Origin of the sequence: Bradyrhizobium diazoefficiens USDA 110, from assembly GCF_000011365.1 — a bacterium.
In the GTDB taxonomy this organism is placed as follows: domain Bacteria; phylum Pseudomonadota; class Alphaproteobacteria; order Rhizobiales; family Xanthobacteraceae; genus Bradyrhizobium; species Bradyrhizobium diazoefficiens.
Genome location: NC_004463.1, coordinates 7,344,197 through 7,357,972, shown reverse-complemented (window position 1 = coordinate 7,357,972; position 13,776 = coordinate 7,344,197). Strand labels below are relative to the sequence as shown.

The window sequence follows — 13,776 nt, the reverse complement described above, 5'->3', positions numbered from 1 at the left end:
GGGACTATACAAGAGCGATGATGATCAAACATTTTCTGACGATATGCGCTGCCGCAACAGTCGCTGCGGCGGGAACCTCGCTCGCACAGGCCCAGAGCTATCCGGTCCAGCAGGCGCCGAGCTACGGCGCTCCGGCTGAATACCGCCCCGGCGACCGCACGCCGAGTTTCGACGCGCTGGAAGATGACGACGACGCGCTGCCGCAGGCATCGCTGCCGCCGCCCGGCCCGGGCGGTCCGATCTCGCCCAACGATCCCCGCTACGGCCGCCCCGCTGGTCCTCCGGTCTATTCGGCTGCCCCGCCGCAGGGGCCGGTGATGTCGCCGGATGATCCCCGTTATGGCCGTCCCGCCGGCGCTCCCGTCTACTCGGCTGCGCCGCCGCAGGGGCCGGTGATGTCGCCCGACGATCCCCGCTACGGCCGCCCCGCCGGCCCGCCCGCGGTGATCTATGCCGACCGTCCCGCTCAGCAGGCCCCCGGCAGCGACGGCCTGCGTCCGCCGGAAGCCGTCGGTGGTCCCGCCGCGACCGGAGCGGTCCAGGCCGGGCAGCCGCCGGTTGGCGCCGATGGCCGGCCGATGGCAATCGCCTCGCTTCCGCCCGAGGAGCAGCCCGACGCCGCGCCGGCACAGTTGCCGCCGAATCTGCGCCGCCAGGAGGTCTCGCTCGCGACCAAGGAGCCGGCCGGAACGATCATCGTCGATACCCCGAACACCTATCTGTACTATGTCCTCGGCAATGGCCGCGCGGTCCGTTACGGCGTCCGCGTCGGCCGCGACGGTTTCACCTGGACCGGGGTGCAGAAGATCACCCGCAAGGCCGAGTGGCCGGATTGGCATCCGCCGACGGAGATGATCGAGCGCCAGCCCTATCTGCCGCGCTTCATGGCCGGCGGCCCCGGCAATCCCCTCGGCGCCCGCGCGATGTATCTCGGCTCGACCGTCTACCGCATCCACGGCACCAACCAGCCCTCGACGATCGGCAAGTTCGTCTCCTCCGGCTGCATCGGCATGCTGAACGAGGACGTCTCCGACCTGTTCGACCGGGTCAAGGTCGGCACGCGCGTGGTGGTGATGCCGGGTGGTCCGGCGCCGGGAACGGCGACTGCGTCCGTCGCACCCACCCCCGGTGCGCCGGCCCCGATGGCGGCCCAGGCCGGCCCCGTCCCGGGTACGCAGCCGACCGTGGTGCCGCCGCTGCCCGCACCGGTCACCGTGCGCTAGGCGCTGCGAGACAATTCAGATTGCGAAGGGCGTGCCGTCGGCACGCCCTTTTCGTTTCAGGCCAGCTTGCGCGGCAGCTCGCCGCCGCGGGTCCAGGCGTCGATCGCCTCGACCATCTGGCCGTAATGGATGCGCAAGCCGTCCTCGGTGGCGTAGCCGAGATGCGGCGTCAGCACGAGATTGTCGAGCTTGCGGAAGGGATGGTCGACCGGCAGCGGCTCGACCGAGAACACATCCAAGCCGGCGCCCGCGATCTTCCGCTGCTGCAAGGCCTCCAGCAGGGCCTGCTCGTCCACGATCGGCCCGCGCGCGGTGTTGACGAGGAAGGCCGTCGGCTTCATCCGCGCGAGGTCCGCAGCGCCGACCAGTCCCCGCGAACGCTCGCTCAGCACCACATGGATGGTGACGATGTCGGCCTTGGCGAACAGCTCCTCCTTGGTGGCGTAGCCGACGCCGGCCGCCTTGCACTTCTCCGGCGTGAGGTTCGGGCTCCAGGCGATCACGTTCATGCCGAATGCTTTCGCAATGCCCGCCATCTTGCTGCCGAGCTTGCCGAGCCCGACGATGCCGAGCGTCAGCCCCTCGATCTCGACACCGGCAAAGGTCTGCCAGGGCTCGCCGGCATGCATGCGCGCATTCTCGCGGCCGATGCCGCGGGTCAGCTCCAGGATCAGGCCCATGGTCAGCGGTGCCGTGGGATCGCGGGAATATTGCGTGCCGCCGATCGCAACGCCCTTCGCCTTCGCGGCCTCCATGTCGATCGAGGCGTTGCGCATGCCTGACGTCAGCAGCAGCTTCAGCTTCGGCAAGCTATCGAACAGGCTCTTGGGGAACGCGGTGCGCTCGCGCATCGCGCAGACGATCTCGAAATCGGCGAGCGCGCTGGCCGCGGCCTGCTCCGAGGTAAAGGGATGGCTGAACACGGTGACATCGATGCGGTCGGACAGTTTCGGCCAGTCGGCGACGTCGAGGGCGATGTTGAAATAGTCGTCGAGAATTGCACAGCGCAGCCGCGTCATCAGCGTTCATCCATGGCGAGAGGTGACGGCGCCAGGCGGGCGCCATCGTCGGAACCGGGCCATGGTTGCGCGCAATCACACCTGCGCGCAAGCAGCTCGCGTCTTCAAAAATCCGATAGCGGGAAAGGGCTCAGAGGTCGCGGGGCTTCAGCCGGATGGGTGCATCCATGCCGTGCTTGGCGCGCCAGGCGGGGCCGGGGCCGCGCATGTAGTGCAGCTCGGGCCGGTAGGGGTTGAAGGCGGTGGCGAAGAAGCCCTTCCAGAAGCCCTTGATCTCCGCGACGAGCGCGGAGGTGCTGCCGGCTTCTGCCGGAACGGGAAAGGAATTGGTCTCGGTCAGAGCCATGGTGCGGCCTCGCTGTTCTCCCCGCCGCTTCTGCCGCGGGTGGCGTCTTTTTCGGCGCCGTGACGAGCTTTGGCCTGCTTTATTAAAAAATGGTTTCAATTGTCCGGATTGGCGTCAGCATGGTGTCCATCCCGTATTCATCCGTGGTGAACGGAGGGAAAACGTTGCCCTTTGGGGGCGGGATCGCTACATCGGCGGCAAGCAAATTTCCTCAAATCGAAGGTTTCACGGGACCGATGGCGCGCCAGTTCATCTATTTCATGCAGGGCCTGACCAAGAGCTACCCGACCCGGAAGGTGCTCGATAACATCCATCTGAGCTTCTACCCGGACGCCAAGATCGGCGTGCTCGGCGTCAACGGCTCGGGCAAGTCGACGCTGCTCAAGATCATGGCCGGCCTCGACAAGGAGTATAATGGCGAGGCTTGGGTCGCCCAGGGCGCCCGCGTTGGCTATCTCGAGCAGGAACCGCAGCTCGATGCCAAGCTTTCCGTGCGCGAGAACGTCATGCTGGGCGTCGCCAAGCAGAAGGCCATCCTCGATCGCTACAATGAGCTGGCGATGAACTACTCCGAGGAGACCGCCGACGAGATGACCAAGCTGCAGGACGAGATCGAGGCCCAGGGCCTCTGGGATCTCGACAGCAAGGTCGACCAGGCCATGGACGCGCTGCGCTGCCCGCCCGACGATGCCGACGTCACAAAACTCTCCGGCGGTGAGCGCCGCCGCGTCGCGCTGTGCCGGCTGCTGCTCGACCAGCCCGAGCTTCTGCTGCTGGACGAGCCGACCAACCATCTCGACGCCGAGTCGGTGTCGTGGCTGGAAGGCCATCTGCGCAACTATCCCGGCGCGATCCTGATCGTCACCCATGATCGCTACTTTCTCGACAACGTCACCAGCTGGATCCTCGAGCTCGATCGCGGCAAGGGCATTCCCTACGAGGGCAACTACTCGTCCTGGTTGGTTCAGAAGCAGAAGCGGCTGGAGCAGGAAGGCCGCGAGGACGCCGCGCACCAGAAGACGATTGCGCGCGAGCAGGAATGGGTCGCGTCCTCGCCGAAGGCACGCCAGGCCAAGTCCAAGGCGCGCTACCAGCGCTACGAGGAACTGCTGAAGCAGGCGAGCGAGAAGCAGACCCAGACCGCGCAGATCATCATCCCCGTGGCCGAGCGGCTCGGCGCCAACGTGGTCGATTTCGAAGGCCTCAGCAAAGGCTACGGCGATCGTCTGCTGATCGACGATCTTACCTTCAAGCTGCCGCCTGGTGGCATCGTCGGCGTGATCGGCGCCAACGGCGCCGGCAAGACCACGCTGTTCAAGATGATCACCAAGCAGGAAACGCCGGACAAGGGCACCATCACGGTCGGCGAGACCGTGCATCTCGGCTATGTCGACCAGTCGCGCGACGCGCTCGACGGCAACAAGAACGTGTGGGAGGAGATCTCCGGCGGCAACGAGCTGATCCTGCTCGGCAAGAAGGAAGTCAATTCGCGCGGCTATTGCTCGTCGTTCAACTTCAAGGGCGCCGACCAGCAGAAGAAGGTCGGCGCGCTCTCCGGCGGTGAGCGCAACCGCGTGCATCTCGCCAAGATGCTCAAGTCCGGTGCCAACGTCCTGCTGCTCGACGAACCGACCAACGACCTCGACGTCGACACGCTGCGCGCGCTCGAAGAGGCGCTGGAGGATTTCGCCGGCTGCGCCGTCATCATCAGCCATGATCGCTGGTTCCTCGACCGCATCGCGACCCACATCCTGGCCTTCGAGGGCGACAGCCATGTCGAATGGTTCGAAGGCAACTTCCAGGACTACGAGAAGGACAAGATGCGCCGGCTCGGCCAGGACAGCATCATCCCGCACCGCGTGAAGTACAAGAAGCTGACGCGGTGATGGCGGCATGATGCGGCGGGCGCTCATCGCTGCGGTGATCGTTGTCACCTGCGGCTGGTCGTCCGCCCGCGCCGCCGACGCCGCCTTCACGCAGTTCATCGCCTCGCTCTGGCCGGAGGCGCAGGCGGCCGGCGTGTCGCGCGCGACGTTCGAGCAAGAGACGCGCGGGCTCGAGCCGGACTACAAGCTGCCGGATCTGATCCTGCCGGGCCGGCCGGCGACCGGCGCGCCGTCGCAGGCCGAGTTCGTGCAGGTGCCGGCCGACTACGTCAGGGACGCCTCGATCGCGCGCCTTGCCGCCGAGGGGCAGCGGCTCTTGCAAAGATATCGTCCCGCGCTGACCGAGATCGAGAAGAGCTCCGGCGTGCCGGCGACCGTCATGCTCGCGATCTGGGGCCGCGAGACCGACTACGGCCGCTACACGCTGCCGTATGATTTGGTCCGCGTGCTGGCGACGCAGGCCTATGTCGGGCGCCGCAAGGACACCTATCGCAACGAGTTCATCCTCTCGCTGAAGATCCTGGGCGAGGGCGTGGTGACACGCAAGGACATGCGCTCGTCCTGGGCCGGCGCCACCGGGCTCACGCAATTCCTGCCGTCCGAATATTACAAGCACGGCGTCGACTTCGACCGCGACGGCCGCATCGACATCTGGCACTCGGTGCCGGATGCGCTCGCCTCCGCCGCCCAGCAACTCGTCAACAAGGGGTGGCAGAGCGGCGTGCGCTGGGCCTACGAGGTGCAGGCGCCGGCGAAGGTCGATTGCACCACCGGGGTGCCGGAGGTGACGAAGCCGATCAGCCAATGGCTGCGCGAAGGCTTCGTGCCGGTGCGTGGACAAAAGCTCAGCGCCGCGGAGCAGGCGCAGCCGGCCTCGCTGCTACAGCCGGAAGGAATCTACGGCCCGTCGTTCCTGACCACGAAGAACTACTTCGTCATCAAGGAATACAATTTCTCCGACCTCTACGTGCTGTTCGTCGGTCATCTCAGCGACCGCATGACGAGCCCGTTGCCCTTCGCAATGCCGTGGTCGGCCTCGAAGCAATTGCGCACCAAGGATGTCGAGACCATGCAGCGCGGGCTCACGCGCGCCGGGCTCTACAAGGACAAGATCGACGGCAAGGCCGGCATGCAGACGCGCGCAGCGCTCGGTGCTTATCAAAAGTCGGCGGGCCTGAAGGTCGATTGCTGGCCGAGCGAAGAGGTGCTGCGCTCGATCGAGGCGGCGCGATAGCGTGCGGGACCAAAAGAAAAAGCCCGGCCGATGGTCTCGGCCGGGCTTCGATCGCGGCGCTCACGAGCGCCATGGCGATCAGATCAGTAGCAGACGCGAACCGGGCGGATGACCCAGCCGTAACCGTCCCAGTAACGCTGGCGCTGCCAGTAGCAGGGCGCGGGCGGCGGGGGCTCGGCGACGTAGACGGGGCCGCCATAGGCCGGACGGCTCGAGGCGATCGCGCCGCCGACGATGGCGCCGCCGATCAGGCCGGCCGCGATGCCCGCGCCGACGCCGTCATGGGCCTTTGCGGACGGAGCAGCGGTCACCAGCGAACCGGCGACCGTCGCAACCGTGAGGGCGGCAACTAAAGTCTTCTTCATGCTCTTGGCTCTCCTGGGAGATGGGTTCCCCTTGTTAGAGGCGCCCGGGGTTCAAAGGTTCACGCACACTCTGATGGAATTAGCCTTGCAGCTAGGAAGCGCGCAAATGGTCAATCCACGGTAAACGCACACAGAGCTGTGACGAGAAAAAGCGGTCTTTTTCGGGCTCCGAGATGAACGGCGCATCCGTCGTGAACCGGCTTTTGGCGCCTCAGCCACAGACCCTGACGCGGCGGACGCGCCAGCCATAGCCGTCCCAGAAGCGCTGCCTCTGCCAGACGCAACCGCCGTAATAGTCGTCGGCGGCATAACCCGGGCCCGGCGCGTAGTAGCGGGGCGGGTAGTAACCAGGGCCATAACCCGGACCATACGCGTAGCCCGGCCCGGGTCCGTAATAATACGGGGAAGCGAGCGCCCCGCCGACAATGGCGCCGCCGATGATCCCAGCCGCCACGCCGGCAGCGACGCCGCGCTGCGCATGGGCCGGCGTCCCGGCCGTCAGGGCCACAGCGGTGAGGGCAGCGACTGCCAGGAGCGACTTCTTCATTGGCTTGACCTTTCGCACAAACACGCGGGAACTCTTTGGGGGGTAAAGTTCCATACTTCGTTTGAATGATCAATGAACGGCACCTTGGCCGGGTGCGACGAATTGGTGTGGACCGCAGCTCCGCCAGGGAGGCGATGATGGGCAACGCGATGATCAATGCATTGATTGCTGCCGGGATCGTCTTCGCCATCGGCTACGGCTGGATCACCCACCTCCAGAATCGCGGCCAACGCCGCTCCCGCGCAGGGGCCGGCAGCGATGGCGGCGGCGACAGCTATTCGGGGACCAGCGACGGCTTCTCGCTGGGAAGCTGGTTCTCCAGCGACAGCTCGGGGAACTCGACCGACACCGGCAGCTGTTCCAGCAGCGATAGCGGCAGCAGCGGCGGGGATTGCGGAGGCGGCGGCGACGGTGGGGGAGGCGGTGGCGGCGACTAGATCCGGCCGCCATCTTGATCCAGCGCAACACCCTATTTTAGAGCCGTTCTAGGCTGTTTCCGGGTCAGTTTGGAATAGCTTCAAATACCGGTTTTTCCCTTTGCATCCGGCTGGCCCGTTAAATATCGATGATGGCGCATCACCGAAGGGCCTGCCGCTTCCATGATCGTTTGTTCTTGTAACGTGCTGAGCGATGACGACATCCGCGCCGCTGTGGCCGAGTCCGACGACGCCGTGCGCCATGCCAAGCAGGTCTATGGCTGCCTCGGCTGTAGCGCCGAATGCGGCCGCTGCGCGCGGACGATCAAGACCATCATCGATGAAGCGCTTGGCCCGTGCGCCAAGTCCTGCTGCTCCGGCTGCCCGCACAGCCACACCGTGGCCGCCAATGACGAGACGGCCGAGTCCGCCCAGTTCGCGCTCGCGGCCTGCTGAAATCTTCCGCGCTGTCGGCTGAGCTTTTCCCCCGCTGCGTCCCCGTAGCCGGTTGCCCCCTTCCGTAAACTCATTTAGAAGCGTTCTAAATTCGGTTTAGGATCGAGTTGGACTGCAAGAGCTGGAGTGAACCATGCAGGGCGACGCAAAAGTCATCGACTACCTCAACAAGGCACTGCGTCACGAGCTGACTGCGATCAACCAGTACTGGCTGCACTACCGCTTCCTCGACAATTGGGGCCTGCTGGACATGGCCAAGGTCTGGCGCAAGGAATCCATCGAGGAGATGGAGCACGCCGACAAGCTCACCGCGCGCATCCTGTTCTTCGACGGCTTCCCGAACATGCAGGTGCTCGATCCCCTGCGCATCGGCCAGAACGTCAAGGAGATCATCGAGTGCGATCTCGCCGCCGAGATGAGCGCGCGGGCGCTCTACCAGGAAGCGGCGACCTACTGCCACGGCGTCAAGGACTACGTCACGCGCGACCTGTTCGAGAAGCTGATGAGCGACGAGGAGCACCACATCGACTTCCTCGAAACCCAGCTCGACCTGATCGGCCGCATCGGCCTCGAGCTCTACACCCAGAAGCACGTCGGCGGGCTCGAGGGCGAGGGGCATTAAGCTCCGACCGCGCGCTCTCCATTCGTCATGGCCGGGCTTGACCCGGCCATCCACATGCTGCGCGCAATGAAGACATGAATGCCCGGGACAAGCCCGGGCATGACGATCTGTTTGCGGAACGAAAGCGCGCCTACAGCTGCTGCTTGTAGCGCTCTTCCACGATCTCCTGACTCTCCGGTTCGCCCAGGCCCGTCTGGTCGTGAATGACCTCGACGATGCTCGGCATCACCGAGCGCTGCACCTTCTCCGGCGACCACAGCTTCGAGCGCATCAGCGCCTTGCCGCAGTGGAAATAGACTTCGCTGACCGCGACGTTCAGCACCGCGCGCGGTGGCTTGCCGAATTCCACCATCGAGGCAAGCAGATCCGGATCGGCGGACAGCGTGCCGCGCCCGCCGACGCGCAGCGTCTCGTCGATGCCGGGGACGAAGAACAGCAGATGCACGAAGCCCGAGCCTTCGACGACGTTGCGAAAACTGTCGATCCGGTTGTTGCCGGAGCGGTCGGGCATCAGCAGCTGGTTGGGGCCGGCGACGTGGACGAAGCCGATGCCGCCGCCGCGCGGCGAGGCGTCGACGCTGCCGTCCGCGCCTGACGTCGCGAGCACGCAGAACGGCGACATCTCGATGAACTTCTTTGCATGCGCATCGATCGCGGGACGTGCCTTTGCTATCACGCGCGGGCTCGGCTTGGCATAGATGGTGGCGAGGTCTTCGGCGCAAAGATCGGTCAACGGCGTGTCTCCGCATCAGCTTGGGGGCAAGCTACCCGATCGGGCCGCCCCAGCCAATGAAATCCATCACGACGCGCTACACTGCATCGGCGGGCACGAAGCAGCTGATGATGATGGTGCCGCGATGGTGGACGTACCACACCACGGCCTGGCCGAGCGGGTTGCCGCGGTCGCGGATGATGGCGCGTTCGGGCACTGCCATCCACTGTCCCTCGATCGGTACCCAATAGGCGCCGTTGCGCACGTCATAGTCCGTGCGATGACCGTCGGAGATGTCGCAGCAGGGCACGCCGTTCGGCGCGATCACGCTCTTGAACCAAGCGCGGATGTCGGGCGGGACGTGATCATATTGCCCGTTGTCGAACGCAAACGCCGCGCTCGTCAGCGCCGTCATCGCAGCCAGCCAAACGCACAGTGCGAGCCTGCGCATGCGATCCTCCTCATCGCGTGTCGTGCCAATGGCGCGCGATCGCTCCGCGCCTCGATTCGTGTCGCTGACGCGATTAAGCCCGAGCTGTCAGCGCATTGCATGCTCAAATAATATGCGGCGCGAGAGGCGCCGCACATGATGCATTGCGATATGAGGACGTGCAGCCCGCCGATTCTACATCGTCCGTTGCGGCGCGGTTTGCAGCAATTGCCTGACCTGCTCGCTGTAGAACTTTGCATTGCCGGTGGTGCCGTGACCGCGCGTTTCGGTGCTGGCGGGGATCAGATACAGGCGGCCGTTCTTGACCTGCTTCATCGCCGCGTCCGTGAGGCCGGTCTCCGGCGGGTTACGCTCGTCGTCGGCGGAGTTGATCAGCAGCAACGAGGCTTCGATCTGCTCCAGCTTCTCCCCGGCATTGTAGTCGTGCGAGGACTCCCACTGGTAGACGAAGTCGTTGGCATCGGCCGTGATCGGCGTCGCGAGCCGCTCGTCGACGATCTTGTCGGCCTTGGCCGCCGTCGGCGCCTGCGATTGATAGGCCAGCGTTCCGCCGATGCTCGCGATGCCGTAGGCGGTGACGGCGTATTTCATCATGCGCGGCTGGCTGGAGTAGTTGCCGCCATTGTAGTCGGGGTCGTTGCGGATGGTGTCGAGCATGATCCGCCGCAGCATCCAGTTGCGCGATGCCATCTCGGTCGGTTGCGAGGCCATCGGGATCAGCGCGTCCATCGCCTTCGGATATTTCTCGCCCCACAGCCAGGTGTGCATGCCGCCCATCGAATTGCCGATGACGAGCCGCAGATGCTTGACGCCGAGTCCTTCCGTCACGAGGCGGTACTGCGCCTCGACCATGTCGTCGTAGTCGTATTTCGGAAAGCCGGTCTTCATGCCGTCGGACGGTTTTGACGATTTGCCATGGCCGATGCCGTCGGGAATGATGATGTAGTATTTGGCGGCGTCGAGCGGCTGGCCTGCGCCGAACAGCTCGCCGGCAAAGCTTGGCGTCAGCATGCTTGCGCCCGAGCCGCCGGTGCCATGCAGCACCAGCACCGGTTGCCCGCTCGGCTCGCCGACGGTGGTGTAATGCAGCCGCAACTCCGGCATGACATCGCCGGTGTGGAACTTGAAATCCCTGGCGATCCAGTCGGCCTGTTTTGGTGCAGGATAATCGGCAGCCATCGCCGCCGCCGAGATAGACAGCAGGATGGCCGACAGCGCCGCGCAAGATGCCTTCATGTTTCTCTCCCCATGCGGCTCGTATCCGGCGGCCGCGTTGCGGCGGATCTTAGCAAAACTCTCCAGAAGGATGTAGGATTTTGGCTCCGCCGATCGTCCTCGAGGTAAACATCGGGAGTGACTGCATGTGCCGCAACATCAAGACGCTGTTCAACTTCGAGCCGCCGGCGACGGAGGACGAGATCCATGCCTCGGCCTTGCAGTTCGTGCGCAAATTGTCGGGCTTCAACAAGCCGTCCCAGGCCAACGAGGCGGCGTTCGACCGCGCCGTGGCCGAGGTCTCGGAGGCGGCGCGAAAGCTCCTCACCTCGCTGCACACCCATGCGCCGGCGCGCGACCGCGAGGTCGAGGCGGAAAGGGCCAAGGAGCGCTCGCGGCTACGCTTTGGCTAGCGGATCTACTGTCCCGTTCCGTGATCTGGCTCACGGTTTGGAGCGTCGCGACTTGCGATGATGTCTGCCGGGGTTTTGCCAACCCGGAGCACGCCATGACCCGCCCCCTTCTTCCGCTCAAAGCAGGTGCCATCATCTTCACGCTGCTGTGGACCGCGTGGATGATGTGGTGGGGCGGTTCGTTCTCGAGCGCGAGCGTCGTCATCCTGGCGCTGTGCGGCGCGGCGGTCGGCTATCTCTGGTATCGCGCCATGCGCTGGCAGTTCGAGCGCATGGGCATGCTGCCACGTAAGGATGATTCCTCAAGGGCTTCCTGATCCGGGCTCGTGTCCCGGACGCAGCGCTTCTTCAGCGGTGCGCCGCAGAGCCGGGACCCGGAATCGTGAGCGGATCTCTTGCTGAGCCGGGGCTGCTAATCCCTGTTGCCGTGCTTCTTCTTTTTCTTCTTTTTCTTGTGGTCGTCGTCTTCGCCGTCGTCGCTCTCGTCACCGGCGATCGGCTCGTCGGTTTCCTGCACGGCGGCCTCCAGCGCCTCGCGCTCGGCGGCTTCACGCTCGCGCTGGCGGCGGCGCTCGTCCCAGGCGTCGAAGAGCTGTTCGAGCCAGGGCAATACCTGCTCGATCGACGGCAACTGGCCGGGCGGGCCGGCCTCGCCGCGCGGGCCCTGCGGCCCCACTGGGCCTTGCGGTCCGACAGGTCCCTGCGCCCCGGCAGCGCCACGCGGACCGGCCTCGCCCTGCTTGCCTTGCGGGCCGGGCTTGCCTGCGGGGCCAGCCTTTCCGATCGGTCCCGGCTTGCCTTGCGGTCCCGGCTTGCCGCGCGCGCCGTCCGGGCCGCGCCGGCCCGGATGACCCTGCGGTCCCGGCCGTCCCGGCTCGCCTTGCCGCCCGCGCGGACCCTGGGGTCCCTGCCGTTTCTGTTCGTCTGCCACGCCACTGCTCCCTTGACCGGAAGCAAGCTACTTAGCGTCGTTTGACGACAGCAGCAATTCTGTCCGCGCATCGCACCCCGCTTGATCAACATCAACCGGTGGCACGCAACGGCGTGTCACTGAAGGGCGCGCGGCCACAACCTCACGAGGAGCGACCGATGCGCGAAGCGTGGAAAATGTTCTGCTTGTCTGCAGTCACTTTTGCCGCTGCGCTCGGCCTTGCCCAGCTGTTGGTGCCCGATATCGTGCCGGTTGCTTTCGCCGAAGAGCCGCAGGGGTCATGGGCTGTCATGACGGCCTTCGTTCTCCGCGCGATCGAGCTGATCGCGGCCGCGGTCGCGATCATCGCGCTCGCGGTTCTCGCCGGCGCGTACCTGCAGCAGGAGCTGCGCCGGCTGTTTCGCAGCACATCGTCGCGCCGCGCGCCGCCGACGGACTGATCGACCTCCGCGCAGCCACGCGCTGGTTAGTCCTGATAGGCCGGCACGACGATGCCGGAGGCGGCATAGAGCCTGATCTTGTTGCGCAGCGTGCGTACCGACAGGCCGAGCACGCGCGCGGCGCGTGTGCGATTGCCGTCACAGCGGGCGAGCGTCTGGAGCACGAGCTCGCGCTCGACCTCGTCGACGGTCGCACCGATCAGCAGCGGAACGATCTGGTTTGGAGCAAGGAATTCTGCGCCCTGCGGCGCGGCGACATGAACAGTGGTCATCAATATACCTCCCGACCAACGCCCGCTTCCATCGTTGGAAGCGGATCGAGAACAAACGACCCCCAAGCCGTAAATCCACGGTGGGCGGGTTTGGTTAATGAAAGGTTAACCGCGGGCGATCGCACCAATTGACCTTGGGATTGCCGCGAAGCCGCCGCGATTGGCGCGAGATGCATGGTGATGCGGACGTATCTTGCGCCGCACTCGGCGTCATCGTCCGTCTTGTGCGCAATGGCGCACTGGGGGTGGACAATCCAGTACGCCGCGGCACCTCGTGGGACCTCTGGCGTCTCTGGAATACTGGATGCCCCGCCTGCGCGGGGCATGACACCGTGTGTGTCGATAGATCGTCGCGTCCCCCTCACACCGTCCGATATCCGCCGTCCACCATCACGATCGTTCCCGTGACGTAGGCCGACATGTCCGACGCAAGGAAGATCGCGGGACCCACGATGTCCTCGGGCTTGCCGGTGCGCGCCAGCGGGGTGTGATCGACGAAGGCCTGCACCAGCGCCGGATTGGTGGCGCGCACATTGGCGTTGATGTTGGTCTCGATGAAGCCCGGCCCGATCGCGTTGACGCGCACGCCTTCCTTGCCGAGCTCGGCCGCGAGCGCCTTGGTGAAGCCGAGCACGCCGTGCTTGGAGGTGGTGTAGGCCGCCGAGCTCGGCGTGCGCAGATGCACGAAGGACTGGATCGAGCCGATATTGACGATGCGGCCCTTGGCTGCGCGCAAGGGAGCGAGGAAGGCCTGCGTCATGTTGAAGACGCCGTTGAGGTTGAGCGAGATGATGTCGTTCCAGTCCTTCGCCACCGTCTCCGTCTCCGCGGTGAAGGCGTTGCGGCGGGTGATGCCGGCATTGTTGACGAGGATCGAGACCTGCCCGACCTTGTCGGCGACCTGCTTGGCCAGCGCAAAGCAGTCGTCGCGCCGGGTCACGTCGAGCGCGAAACTCTCGGCCCTGCCGCCGGCCTTGCGGATCTCCTGCGCCCCTTCCGCCACCGTGTCGGCGTTGACGTCGAGCAGCACCACTTGTGCGCCCTCGCGCGCGTAGCCGGCCGCGATCGCCCGGCCGATGCCGGAACCGGCGCCGGTGACGACGGCGATGTGGTTTGCAAGCAATGCCATGACATTTTCCTCCCGGATTCGTTTCTAAGTTTCATGAAAGGCTAACCCGAAATTAAGGGGTCGGAAACGGCGGCCTTGGCATACTGATTCTCATTGCTA

The 13,776-nt window shown here is 65.4% G+C and carries 19 protein-coding genes; 9 read left to right on the top strand and 10 right to left on the bottom strand.

The window, feature by feature from the left end; translation table 11 throughout:
* Window positions 1-20 precede the first annotated feature (20 nt).
* Complete coding sequence (locus tag BJA_RS33885; RefSeq protein WP_063921646.1) at window positions 21-1,223, top strand: L,D-transpeptidase; 1,203 nt, start codon at window positions 21-23, stop codon at window positions 1,221-1,223.
* Window positions 1,224-1,279: 56 nt separating this feature from the next.
* Here the strand turns inward: BJA_RS33885 and BJA_RS33880 are convergent, their stop codons facing one another.
* Together BJA_RS33880 and BJA_RS33875 are read right to left on the bottom strand one after the other, a co-directional pair.
* A complete protein-coding gene (locus tag BJA_RS33880) occupies window positions 1,280-2,242 on the bottom strand; it encodes a D-2-hydroxyacid dehydrogenase family protein (protein WP_011089427.1) in 963 nt (320 codons plus the stop codon).
* A gap of 130 nt (window positions 2,243-2,372) precedes the next feature.
* Window positions 2,373-2,588: a hypothetical protein gene (locus tag BJA_RS33875; RefSeq protein ID WP_011089426.1), complete on the bottom strand. Its 216-nt coding sequence runs from the start codon at window positions 2,586-2,588 to the stop codon at window positions 2,373-2,375.
* Between the two features lie 236 nt (window positions 2,589-2,824).
* Between BJA_RS33875 and ettA the strand changes: the two genes are divergently transcribed.
* Window positions 2,825-4,474, top strand: a complete 1,650-nt coding sequence (ettA, locus tag BJA_RS33870; RefSeq protein WP_011089425.1) for an energy-dependent translational throttle protein EttA — start codon at window positions 2,825-2,827, stop codon at window positions 4,472-4,474.
* Window positions 4,475-4,481: 7 nt separating this feature from the next.
* Window positions 4,482-5,708, top strand: a complete 1,227-nt coding sequence (locus BJA_RS33865; RefSeq protein ID WP_011089424.1) for a lytic murein transglycosylase — start codon at window positions 4,482-4,484, stop codon at window positions 5,706-5,708.
* Window positions 5,709-5,791: 83 nt separating this feature from the next.
* On the opposite strand, the gene BJA_RS33860 is transcribed toward BJA_RS33865, so the two are convergent.
* Both BJA_RS33860 and BJA_RS33855 read right to left on the bottom strand, forming a co-directional pair.
* Entirely contained in the window at window positions 5,792-6,073 is a 282-nt protein-coding gene (locus tag BJA_RS33860; RefSeq protein ID WP_011089423.1) for a hypothetical protein, read from the bottom strand.
* A 211-nt stretch (window positions 6,074-6,284) separates the two neighbouring features.
* Window positions 6,285-6,620, bottom strand: coding sequence for a hypothetical protein (locus BJA_RS33855; RefSeq protein WP_038966395.1), 336 nt, complete (start codon window positions 6,618-6,620; stop codon window positions 6,285-6,287).
* Between the two features lie 134 nt (window positions 6,621-6,754).
* Here BJA_RS33855 and BJA_RS33850 point away from each other — a divergent pair, with 134 nt between their 5' ends.
* From BJA_RS33850 to bfr, 3 genes are all read left to right on the top strand, one after another.
* On the top strand, window positions 6,755-7,057 hold the full coding sequence (locus BJA_RS33850) for a hypothetical protein (protein ID WP_028176313.1): 303 nt from the start codon (window positions 6,755-6,757) through the stop codon (window positions 7,055-7,057).
* Between the two features lie 162 nt (window positions 7,058-7,219).
* Window positions 7,220-7,492, top strand: a complete 273-nt coding sequence (locus BJA_RS33845) for a (2Fe-2S)-binding protein (protein WP_011089421.1) — start codon at window positions 7,220-7,222, stop codon at window positions 7,490-7,492.
* A 133-nt stretch (window positions 7,493-7,625) separates the two neighbouring features.
* Window positions 7,626-8,114, top strand: coding sequence for a bacterioferritin (gene bfr, locus BJA_RS33840; protein WP_011089420.1), 489 nt, complete (start codon window positions 7,626-7,628; stop codon window positions 8,112-8,114).
* A 130-nt stretch (window positions 8,115-8,244) separates the two neighbouring features.
* Here bfr and BJA_RS33835 read toward each other — a convergent pair whose 3' ends face one another.
* The 3 genes from BJA_RS33835 to BJA_RS33825 all read right to left on the bottom strand — a co-directional run bounded on the left by BJA_RS33835 (window position 8,245) and on the right by BJA_RS33825 (window position 10,513).
* Complete coding sequence (locus tag BJA_RS33835) at window positions 8,245-8,847, bottom strand: pyridoxamine 5'-phosphate oxidase family protein (RefSeq protein WP_038966396.1); 603 nt, start codon at window positions 8,845-8,847, stop codon at window positions 8,245-8,247.
* Between the two features lie 76 nt (window positions 8,848-8,923).
* A complete protein-coding gene (locus BJA_RS33830; RefSeq protein ID WP_038966397.1) occupies window positions 8,924-9,277 on the bottom strand; it encodes a hypothetical protein in 354 nt (117 codons plus the stop codon).
* A 174-nt stretch (window positions 9,278-9,451) separates the two neighbouring features.
* Window positions 9,452-10,513, bottom strand: coding sequence for an alpha/beta fold hydrolase (locus tag BJA_RS33825; RefSeq protein ID WP_011089417.1), 1,062 nt, complete (start codon window positions 10,511-10,513; stop codon window positions 9,452-9,454).
* Window positions 10,514-10,638: 125 nt separating this feature from the next.
* Between BJA_RS33825 and BJA_RS33820 the strand changes: the two genes are divergently transcribed.
* Window positions 10,639-10,905, top strand: coding sequence for a DUF2277 domain-containing protein (locus BJA_RS33820; protein ID WP_011089416.1), 267 nt, complete (start codon window positions 10,639-10,641; stop codon window positions 10,903-10,905).
* A 95-nt stretch (window positions 10,906-11,000) separates the two neighbouring features.
* Window positions 11,001-11,222 (top strand): hypothetical protein, encoded by a 222-nt coding sequence (locus BJA_RS33815; RefSeq protein WP_028176308.1) that lies wholly within the window; start codon window positions 11,001-11,003, stop codon window positions 11,220-11,222.
* Between the two features lie 95 nt (window positions 11,223-11,317).
* Here the strand turns inward: BJA_RS33815 and BJA_RS33810 are convergent, their stop codons facing one another.
* Window positions 11,318-11,836 carry a collagen-like protein gene (locus BJA_RS33810; protein ID WP_038966398.1) on the bottom strand — a complete coding sequence of 173 codons (519 nt, stop codon included), beginning with the start codon at window positions 11,834-11,836 and terminating at the stop codon, window positions 11,318-11,320.
* A gap of 158 nt (window positions 11,837-11,994) precedes the next feature.
* On the opposite strand from BJA_RS33810, the gene BJA_RS33805 reads away from it, so the two are divergent.
* Window positions 11,995-12,276, top strand: a complete 282-nt coding sequence (locus BJA_RS33805) for a hypothetical protein (protein ID WP_038966399.1) — start codon at window positions 11,995-11,997, stop codon at window positions 12,274-12,276.
* A gap of 26 nt (window positions 12,277-12,302) precedes the next feature.
* Here BJA_RS33805 and BJA_RS33800 read toward each other — a convergent pair whose 3' ends face one another.
* Window positions 12,303-12,548: a helix-turn-helix domain-containing protein gene (locus BJA_RS33800; RefSeq protein ID WP_011089412.1), complete on the bottom strand. Its 246-nt coding sequence runs from the start codon at window positions 12,546-12,548 to the stop codon at window positions 12,303-12,305.
* A gap of 361 nt (window positions 12,549-12,909) precedes the next feature.
* On the bottom strand, window positions 12,910-13,677 hold the full coding sequence (locus BJA_RS33795; protein ID WP_011089411.1) for an SDR family NAD(P)-dependent oxidoreductase: 768 nt from the start codon (window positions 13,675-13,677) through the stop codon (window positions 12,910-12,912).
* Window positions 13,678-13,776 lie beyond the last annotated feature (99 nt).

What these genes read in the sequence shown, in the direction of transcription:
- BJA_RS33885 (WP_063921646.1), top strand. Translation starts at nt 21, where the DNA reads ATGATCAAACATTTTCTGACGATATGCGCTGCCGCAACAGTCGCTGCG.
- BJA_RS33880 (WP_011089427.1), bottom strand. Translation starts at nt 2,242, where the DNA reads ATGACGCGGCTGCGCTGTGCAATTCTCGACGACTATTTCAACATCGCC.
- BJA_RS33875 (WP_011089426.1), bottom strand. Translation starts at nt 2,588, where the DNA reads ATGGCTCTGACCGAGACCAATTCCTTTCCCGTTCCGGCAGAAGCCGGC.
- ettA (WP_011089425.1), top strand. Translation starts at nt 2,825, where the DNA reads ATGGCGCGCCAGTTCATCTATTTCATGCAGGGCCTGACCAAGAGCTAC.
- BJA_RS33865 (WP_011089424.1), top strand. Translation starts at nt 4,482, where the DNA reads ATGATGCGGCGGGCGCTCATCGCTGCGGTGATCGTTGTCACCTGCGGC.
- BJA_RS33860 (WP_011089423.1), bottom strand. Translation starts at nt 6,073, where the DNA reads ATGAAGAAGACTTTAGTTGCCGCCCTCACGGTTGCGACGGTCGCCGGT.
- BJA_RS33855 (WP_038966395.1), bottom strand. Translation starts at nt 6,620, where the DNA reads ATGAAGAAGTCGCTCCTGGCAGTCGCTGCCCTCACCGCTGTGGCCCTG.
- BJA_RS33850 (WP_028176313.1), top strand. Translation starts at nt 6,755, where the DNA reads ATGATGGGCAACGCGATGATCAATGCATTGATTGCTGCCGGGATCGTC.
- BJA_RS33845 (WP_011089421.1), top strand. Translation starts at nt 7,220, where the DNA reads ATGATCGTTTGTTCTTGTAACGTGCTGAGCGATGACGACATCCGCGCC.
- bfr (WP_011089420.1), top strand. Translation starts at nt 7,626, where the DNA reads ATGCAGGGCGACGCAAAAGTCATCGACTACCTCAACAAGGCACTGCGT.
- BJA_RS33830 (WP_038966397.1), bottom strand. Translation starts at nt 9,277, where the DNA reads ATGCGCAGGCTCGCACTGTGCGTTTGGCTGGCTGCGATGACGGCGCTG.
- BJA_RS33825 (WP_011089417.1), bottom strand. Translation starts at nt 10,513, where the DNA reads ATGAAGGCATCTTGCGCGGCGCTGTCGGCCATCCTGCTGTCTATCTCG.
- BJA_RS33820 (WP_011089416.1), top strand. Translation starts at nt 10,639, where the DNA reads ATGTGCCGCAACATCAAGACGCTGTTCAACTTCGAGCCGCCGGCGACG.
- BJA_RS33815 (WP_028176308.1), top strand. Translation starts at nt 11,001, where the DNA reads ATGACCCGCCCCCTTCTTCCGCTCAAAGCAGGTGCCATCATCTTCACG.
- BJA_RS33805 (WP_038966399.1), top strand. Translation starts at nt 11,995, where the DNA reads ATGCGCGAAGCGTGGAAAATGTTCTGCTTGTCTGCAGTCACTTTTGCC.
- BJA_RS33800 (WP_011089412.1), bottom strand. Translation starts at nt 12,548, where the DNA reads ATGACCACTGTTCATGTCGCCGCGCCGCAGGGCGCAGAATTCCTTGCT.
- BJA_RS33795 (WP_011089411.1), bottom strand. Translation starts at nt 13,677, where the DNA reads ATGGCATTGCTTGCAAACCACATCGCCGTCGTCACCGGCGCCGGTTCC.